We start from the raw sequence: 7,497 nt of genomic DNA, 5'->3' as shown, positions 1-7,497 counted from the left end.
TCTTCTGTCTACAATAATATGAAAATCCAGAAGTAATATTTCTTTGTAATCTTTTTCGCTTAAACTGCTCTCTTATCTGCGTTTCAAATTTTTTATTGCGATGGAGCACGATACAGATGGCCTGCTCAAAATATGAGGGCAACTGCCCAAGGAACGTCGTAATCAAAGGGTAAGAACCTGCAGATCCTCCAACCAGTATGATTTCCTTCGCAATAGACATTATTTTATTTTTTGATAAATGTTATTTCTTTTGTCAATGACTTTAAATTTCTCTTTGATATCTTGGGCGTACAGACTTTCTTTGGCTCCCAAACATAAGAAGCCGAACAGGCTTAAAGACTCGTAAAAGAGGTTAAGGACTTTTTTCTGTAGCTCTCTATCGAAATAGATCATCACATTGCGACAGAGTATCAGTTGAAATTCGTTGAATACGTGATCGGTCACAAGATTATGGGTAGAGAACAGAATTTTATCTCGGTATTCTTTATTGATGATGACGGCATCATACATGGCCGTGTAATGACTGGAAAAATCACTTGCCAGTTCTGTTTGTAAGTAATTTTCAGTGTAGGACTGGATTTTCCGTGTACTATACACACCTTTGCGGGCAATGTCCAACGCCTTTTGGCTGACGTCCGTGGCGTAGATGAAACTTCGTTGAAGAAGGTTGGAGTCTTTTAGCATTATGGCCGTAGAATATGCCTCTTCACCGGTGGCGCACCCAGCACTCCACACCCGAATCTGAGGAAAAGTCTCTATGTAAGGAAAGACATTTTTTCTAAGCGACACAAAAAATTGTGGGTCACGGAACATTTCCGTTACATTCACCACTATTTCCTGGATAAAGTAATTGTCGAAATCTTTGACATTCACAATTGCATTTTTGAGATCTACAAGATCCATTTTCTCCACTTGAAGGAATCTTTCTACTCTTCTTTTCAGGGAGGATTTGGAGTAGCCTGAAAGGTCATACTCCGTAACATTTTTTAAAAGTATAAATAATATCTTCTAGATCTTGGAATTGTATAAGTGGATTTGAATTTAGCCCAACCATACCTGCATCAACGAAGTTAGTTTATCAATATCTATAGGTTTGCTCACATAATCGTTGGCCCCTATTTGTATAGATTTCTCCCGGTCGCCTTTCATAGCCTTTGCTGTAACAGTTATAATAGGTAAATCCTTGTAATTTAACACGTTGCGTATGTGCTGAATGGCCTCGTAGCCATCCATCTCCGGCATCATGATGTCCATAAGTACGATGTCGATCTTATGGTCCGGATTTTTTAGAATTTCTATTGCTTCTTTGCCGTTATTAGCTACCTCAATATGCATATTGTAGCTTTGTAGGCTTGTCGATAACGCAAAGACATTACGCATGTCGTCATCTGCAATCAGGACACGTTTGCCATTGAGGTTGTTGGTATGTATTACAGTAGGTATTTCCGCTTTGTGTATAATGTTATTTTCCTGTTGTAGTTTGTTTAAAAACAGGTTCACTTCATCGATTAGCCGGTCACTGGATTTGTCAGACTTTAGAATAGTTGCCCTAGCGTCTGCTAGGATTTTGTCATATTGGTCTTTAGGAAGCTCATATGCCGTATTGATGATAATAGGAATTTTTGATAGTTCCTTATTTTCTTTGATACGTTCTATAAGCTCAAGACCGTTGCCGTCCGGCAGACTTAAGTCTAGGATGATGCAGTCAATGTTGTTTTCCTCGTTGAGTTTGTTCCATGCAGAATTCAACGAGAAGGTCTGTATGACATTGATATTTTGGCTAGCAAATGAATTTTTGATGTGGTCGCTTTGAAGCTCTTGGTCTTCCACCAGCAATATTTTCTTCACGGAGCTGCTTAGGTTGAGGTTTATATCTTCGAAGGTTTTCTGTATAGCCTTTTCCGTTACAGGCTTGTGCATGAAGCCTATGGCTCCTTTTTCTAGGAAATTCTTTTTTAGAGAATGTAGCTGCAGACATCATGTGTATAGGGATGTGTTTGGTTGCCGGCTCTTCTTTTAGTGTGCGTAATACCTCCCATCCATCGACAATAGGAAGCATGACATCGAGGATGATGGCACTTGGAAGTTCGGTTTTTGCTATTTCTATCCCTTTGGCACCGTCGTGTGCCAACATAACTGAAAATCCATAGTTTTCTGCAAAGCCTTTAAGAATATCGGCAAAATTCACATCATCTTCAATAATCAAAATAGTTTTCTGCTGAAGTATGGAAGTTTCTGCCAATCTTGCTATTTCTTCTTTTATAGGTTTCTCCGGCTGAGATGATACACTAAGCTCTTCTTCATTTTGAGGCGCTGATATGGTCTCAAGAGGTTTTGTAGCCGCTTCCTGCAAAGGTAGGATTAGGGTGAACTTACTGCCTTTTCCTACTTCACTTTCAAGCATTATACGTCCTCCCAAGAGACTGGCTAGTTCTTTACTGATGGAAAGTCCTAGTCCTGTGCCTCCGTATTTACGGCTGGTGGAGCCATCTTCTTGGCGGAATGCTTCAAATATTAAATCCTGCTTATCTTTTGAAATACCTTTGCCGGTATCTATGACATCGAAATACAGGTTGTTTGATTGAAGCTGTATGTCCAGACGCACTTCTCCGCCGGGCTCGGTAAATTTGAAGGCATTGGAAAGGAAGTTTTTTATGACCTGTTGCAGACGATATTCGTCGGAAAGGAAGGTTTTAGGTACCTTCTTGGCAATAGAAGTCCTAAAAGTGATGTTCTTATCTTCTGCAATGGCTCTAAAGAGCTCTTGGAGCTCTTTGACAAAAAGCTCTGCTTCAATCTCGCTTATGTTTAGTTCAATATGACCTGCTTCAATCTTCGCCAAATCGAGAAGCTGATTAATCAGCTGGAGGAGGTCTGAACCCGCATCATGGATAACTTGGGCATACTTGATCTGTTCTTCATTGAGATTATGCTGCTTGTTATCCTGAAGCAGCTTTGCCAAAATCAAAATACTGTTTAGTGGTGTACGCAGTTCGTGGCTCATGTTGGCCATGAATTCCGATTTATACTTGCTGGCCTGCTCTACTTCTTTGATTTTTTGTTCTATTAGCTGTTGAGCCTGATGTAGCTCTTGATTTCTGAGTTCCAGCTCCTCGGCTTTGCGGTTAAGCTCCTGATTGGTTTGGGTAAGTTCTTCCTGTTGTACGCGAAGCTCTTCTTCCGACGATTCCAGTAGGTTAGTCTTTTGTACAAGTTCTTCGTTGGTGATACGCAATTCTTCCTGCTGTGCTTCTAGCTCTTCGTGTTGTACCTGCGCTTCCTCGAGAAGGTGTCTCACCATACGGTGGTTTTGTCCGAAACGGATGCGTGTTGCTAGGTTACGGTTCGCCCTGCGGAAGAAATCCCTATATCGGATAAGATCTTCTTCTTTGCAGTCCAAAGCCACTTCTATTACTCCTATAACTTCATCTTCATAGGATAGAGGGTTGATAAAGACGAACAAATCGTTTCGTGTAATGAAGTTGGAAAGTCCATTCGTCTGGTCATCTTTATCTATTTTCTTGAAGTAAATTTCATTTGTCGCAGCTACCTGACCCAATATCTGTTCGCCGAAGGTAAATTTTTCTATTTTATGTGTGGTAAGTCCTATGCCTTCATACAGTTCAAAGATGTCGGAATTGTCCTTTCGGAAGTAAATGGCTAAAGCATGAAGTGGGAAAGTCTGCTTGACAAAATTTTTTATGATTTGGGCAATTTCACGTTCGTCGTCAACACCGCTTATTTCTTCAATGAGGGCATTGTTTTTCTCTAAAATCCAATTGTATTCATCGATTTTCTTTTGGGCTTCTACAAAGTCCTGGTTGATTTTTTTTAGTTCACGTCTGGATTTCCTTAATGTTTTCAAGGATTGATATACGAGGTAATAAGTGAATAGAATAGTGAAGAATGACAGGATAATCAGAGAAAGAGTAATGTTGCGGACACGATCTAAATGAGTTTTATTTTTGTTGAATTCCTGATTACGGAAATCGAAGATAGAGCTGACAAAATTGTTGTATATCTGGATGTTTTTCTTCTTGTTTTGCCAACCAGAAGGATATGACATCAGTATGTTCTTGTTTCATTAATGAGTCCATCCTATCCTCATCCAATAAATCTTGCGCAAAGGATATTATGGTTTTCGAAAGCTGCTTATTTTGACCTTGCTCTCCTAAAGACTCAAGCTGCAAGATTTCGTTCTTGATATCAGTATGGTAGGAGAGGATCTGTGCTTTCAGCTCATAGGAAGGATTCCTAATATAATCTATATGTCGTTGGATCAACTTATAAAGTCTGCTGTTCAGATCACGGCTACTTCCAGCTGCTGTTGTGCGTTATTAAGAATGTTGTCGTTTCTTTTCAAATAATTTTTTAACTCGCTAAACAAATACGCTGAAGAAGCTATAGTAACAATTATTGATATGATTATACTGCTGAAAATCTGATTGCGGTATTTTGAAGTATCCATAGAAAATTGTCTCGCCGATAAGGTCTCTTAAGCTTGCCCAAAAGTAGAAATTTTAAATAAAATATACTTATTTCGGCACGCGATAGTCCCTATTTTAATTGCTATACCAATAGATTAATGGTGTTTTAATGTTTTCTTAGTGCTGTTATACTAAAATAACTGAATTTATCAATTTTTTCCAATAAAATAAAATAAATTAATATCTTTAGGGAGCTTAAAACAAGATTGAGGCAAGATGATGAACACAGAAGTTACTATAATCCTCACCATTATCGGTTCGGTAATAGGTTTAGCCGTTTTACTTTATATTTTGCCTATCAATTTATGGTTTACGGCGCAGCTGTCCAATGTAAAAATTAGTCTTTTGAATTTGGTGTTGATGCGTTTGAGAAAAGTGCCACCGGCTTTGGTAACCAATGCTATGATTACTTCGACAAAGGCGGGGCTAACTATTACGACAAACGAAATAGAAACCCATTATTTAGCGGGTGGAAATGTAAATAAAGTTATAAAAGCTTTAATTTCGGCGGATAAGGCCAACATTCCTTTGGATTTTAAGCTTGCTACGGCTATCGACCTAGCAGGAAGAGATGTGTTTGATGCGGTTCAGCTTTCGGTAAACCCTAGAGTCATCAATACCCCTCCGGTAGCGGCAGTGGCTAAAGATGGTATTCAGCTTATCGCCAAGGCGCGTGTTACGGTGCGTGCCAATATCCATCAGCTGGTGGGTGGTGCAGGGGAAGAAACCATACTGGCACGTGTAGGTGAAGGTATTGTGACCACTATAGGTTCATCTGCGGATCACAAGGAAGTGTTAGAAAATCCCGATAGAATTTCTAAAACCGTTTTGGCCAAAGGTTTGGATTCGGGTACTGCTTTCGAGATTTTGTCTATCGATATCGCTGACATGGATATAGGCGAGAACGTAGGAGCGAAACTGCAGACAGATCAGGCGGAGGCAGATCTTAAAGTGGCTAATGCAAGAGCCGAGGAGCGAAGAGCTATGGCCGTGGCTAACGAACAGGAGATGAGAGCCAAAGCACAGGAAGCAAAAGCCAAAGTGATTGAGGCGGAAGCACAGGTACCGATGGCTATCGCGGAAGCTTTCCGAAACGGAAACCTCGGTATTATGGACTATTACCGTCTGAAAAATCTCCAAGCCGATACTGATATGAGAAACTCGATCTCTAATCCTAAAGGTGATGAAAAGAATGGATAGAGGTTTATAATAAAAAAACAAAACCTTGGTGATGGGCACCAAGGTTTGCTACTAACCAATTATAAACCTAAATTATGAAAAGACTACTTTATGAACAATCGGGCTTACTACTTCCGTATTGTTGAGACAAAGTTACATCAAGATTTGACTCCCGTCAAGTCTTTTAGAAGAGAAAGTTGTGAAAACAACTAGTTTCTGACATTGTTGTGATTTTTCTTGTAAATCGTGATAAATAGCTGTCGCTATTGAATAAATTTCTAAAAATTGCTTTCCTAAATTTGAAATAATTAATTTTGCTGTCTATATGATTTATACAAAATTCAAAACTATTAAATGTGTTGTGCTGGATGTTGATGGGGTTTTGACAGACGGCAAAATTTTGGTCACGGAAGAGGGCCATCAGCTGCGCACATTCCATGTTAAAGATGGTTATGCCATACAGTATGCCGTAAAACAGGGGCTCACTATTGTGGTGATTACAGGGGCCAAATCTTTAGGAGTGAAAGCCCGATTCGAGGGCTTGGGTGTCAAGGAAACTTATTTGGGAATTCACGATAAATGGTCTGTGCTAGAAGAGGTGATGAATCGTTATCAACTAGCTCCAACGGAAGTCATGTTTATCGGTGATGATATGCCGGATTACCTTTGTATGCAGAAGGTGGGGGTAGCTGTAGCTCCGGCCGATGCTGTAGAGGAAATCAAAGCCATATCTCATTATGTGTCACGCTGTAAAGGAGGGGAGGGCGTGGTACGTGAAGTGTTAGAGAAAATCCTGAAATTACAGGGTAAGTGGCATAATGATATTTTTGTTCCTAGCGTTTGAGAGAAATATGTTATTGGATAGATTGAAGGACATAAGGGTGGTGTTGGCGTCACAGTCACCACGGCGAAAGGAGCTGTTAGCAGCTTTGGATATTGATTTTGAGGTGATTGTCAAAAGTGTTGATGAATCGGTTCCTTCCGATATTCCTAATCATCAGGTGGCAGAATCGTTAGCGTTGAAAAAGCTTTCCGTTTTTGATACAGAAGAGTTTAGTTCATCTTTGGTTATTGCTGCGGATACTGTGGTAGTAGATTCAGAAAATCAGGTGTTGGGAAAGCCGGTATCTGAGCAGACAGCTTTTGAGGTGATTAAGAGCTTGTCCGGGAAACCGCATCATGTATACACCGGAGTAGCTATGGCTTATGCAGGCAAGAGAGTGTCTTTTACGGAAAAAACAAAGGTATATTTTGACAGTCTGACGGACGAAGAAATCCGTTACTATATAGCGAAATATAAGCCGCTTGACAAGGCAGGAGCCTATGGTATTCAAGAGTGGATAGGTCGTGCAGCAGTTATATCTATCGAAGGATCATATGAAAATGTCATGGGGCTACCAACAGTTCGGCTTTATAAGGAACTAAAAAAATTAATCAAATAAAAAAGGAGGCTTAAGCCTCCTTTTTTATTTGATATGATATCGAATACCTGTATAGAACATCCTTCCTGTCAAAGGACCCCATAGTAGGTTTGTATCGAAATACTGTCCGAAAGGTTGGTCGAACGCAAGAATAGGATCTTTCTGATATTTATTGGTAAGGTTTTCCCCACCAACATAGATACTGAAGTTTTTATCCTTGCCGAAAGACTTGCTCACCTGTGCATTCATGGTGATGTATGCCGGAGAGTAGCTATCAAGTTGGTATTCTGCAGGATTATCTATAGTTGATGGAAGGCGTTTTTTTCCTACTACTACGTTTAAATGTATAGTCAAAACTCCATCCGCTATGCAGGTTTGTATGCTAAGTTCATAAATCCTCTGTGTTTGCA

At 39.9% G+C, this 7,497-nt stretch carries 8 protein-coding genes and 1 pseudogene; 3 read left to right on the top strand and 6 right to left on the bottom strand.

Annotation, left to right across the window (positions count from 1 at the left end; genetic code table 11):
- The 5 genes from SD31_RS16640 to SD31_RS17435 all read right to left on the bottom strand — a co-directional run.
- Window positions 1-220 (bottom strand): chemotaxis protein CheB (locus tag SD31_RS16640; protein WP_316929842.1); only part of this gene is annotated, 220 nt, incomplete at its 3' end.
- Window positions 220-873 (bottom strand): CheR family methyltransferase, encoded by a 654-nt coding sequence (locus SD31_RS09540; protein ID WP_231561403.1) that lies wholly within the window; start codon window positions 871-873, stop codon window positions 220-222. The genes SD31_RS16640 and SD31_RS09540, both read right to left, overlap by 1 nt.
- Before the next feature lie 168 nt (window positions 874-1,041).
- Window positions 1,042-1,848 carry a response regulator gene (locus SD31_RS15350; RefSeq protein WP_052258906.1) on the bottom strand — a complete coding sequence of 269 codons (807 nt, stop codon included), beginning with the start codon at window positions 1,846-1,848 and terminating at the stop codon, window positions 1,042-1,044.
- Window positions 1,781-4,066 (bottom strand): ATP-binding protein, encoded by a 2,286-nt coding sequence (locus SD31_RS09535; RefSeq protein WP_082021898.1) that lies wholly within the window; start codon window positions 4,064-4,066, stop codon window positions 1,781-1,783. The genes SD31_RS15350 and SD31_RS09535 overlap by 68 nt, the downstream gene beginning before the upstream one ends.
- The gene (locus SD31_RS17435; RefSeq protein WP_052258903.1) at window positions 3,981-4,283 is read right to left on the bottom strand and encodes a hypothetical protein; all 303 of its coding nucleotides are present in this window, start codon (window positions 4,281-4,283) and stop codon (window positions 3,981-3,983) included. The genes SD31_RS09535 and SD31_RS17435 overlap by 86 nt, the downstream gene beginning before the upstream one ends.
- A 423-nt stretch (window positions 4,284-4,706) precedes the next feature.
- Between SD31_RS17435 and floA the strand changes: the two genes are divergently transcribed.
- From floA to SD31_RS09520, 3 genes are all read left to right on the top strand, one after another.
- A complete protein-coding gene (gene floA, locus SD31_RS09530; protein WP_039053958.1) occupies window positions 4,707-5,687 on the top strand; it encodes a flotillin-like protein FloA in 981 nt (326 codons plus the stop codon).
- A gap of 304 nt (window positions 5,688-5,991) precedes the next feature.
- The gene (locus SD31_RS09525) at window positions 5,992-6,510 is read left to right on the top strand and encodes a KdsC family phosphatase (RefSeq protein ID WP_039053956.1); all 519 of its coding nucleotides are present in this window, start codon (window positions 5,992-5,994) and stop codon (window positions 6,508-6,510) included.
- 7 nt (window positions 6,511-6,517) lie between these two features.
- Window positions 6,518-7,108 carry a Maf family nucleotide pyrophosphatase gene (locus SD31_RS09520; protein WP_039053955.1) on the top strand — a complete coding sequence of 197 codons (591 nt, stop codon included), beginning with the start codon at window positions 6,518-6,520 and terminating at the stop codon, window positions 7,106-7,108.
- A gap of 24 nt (window positions 7,109-7,132) precedes the next feature.
- Here the strand turns inward: SD31_RS09520 and SD31_RS09515 are convergent.
- Window positions 7,133-7,497 (bottom strand): annotated as a pseudogene (locus SD31_RS09515) (TonB-dependent receptor); the annotation flags it as partial.

Source organism: Sphingobacterium sp. T2 (genome assembly GCF_000814685.1).
Classification (GTDB): domain Bacteria; phylum Bacteroidota; class Bacteroidia; order Sphingobacteriales; family Sphingobacteriaceae; genus Sphingobacterium; species Sphingobacterium thermophilum.
Note: the sequence above shows the minus strand (reverse complement) of the source record. Positions and strands in the feature narration are given on the sequence as shown.

Coding starts and splice junctions, on each gene's coding strand:
- SD31_RS09525 (WP_039053956.1), top strand. CDS start 5,992: ATGATTTATACAAAATTCAAAACTATTAAATGTGTTGTGCTGGATGTT.
- SD31_RS09535 (WP_082021898.1), bottom strand. CDS start 4,066: ATGTCATATCCTTCTGGTTGGCAAAACAAGAAGAAAAACATCCAGATA.
- SD31_RS09520 (WP_039053955.1), top strand. CDS start 6,518: ATGTTATTGGATAGATTGAAGGACATAAGGGTGGTGTTGGCGTCACAG.
- floA (WP_039053958.1), top strand. CDS start 4,707: ATGAACACAGAAGTTACTATAATCCTCACCATTATCGGTTCGGTAATA.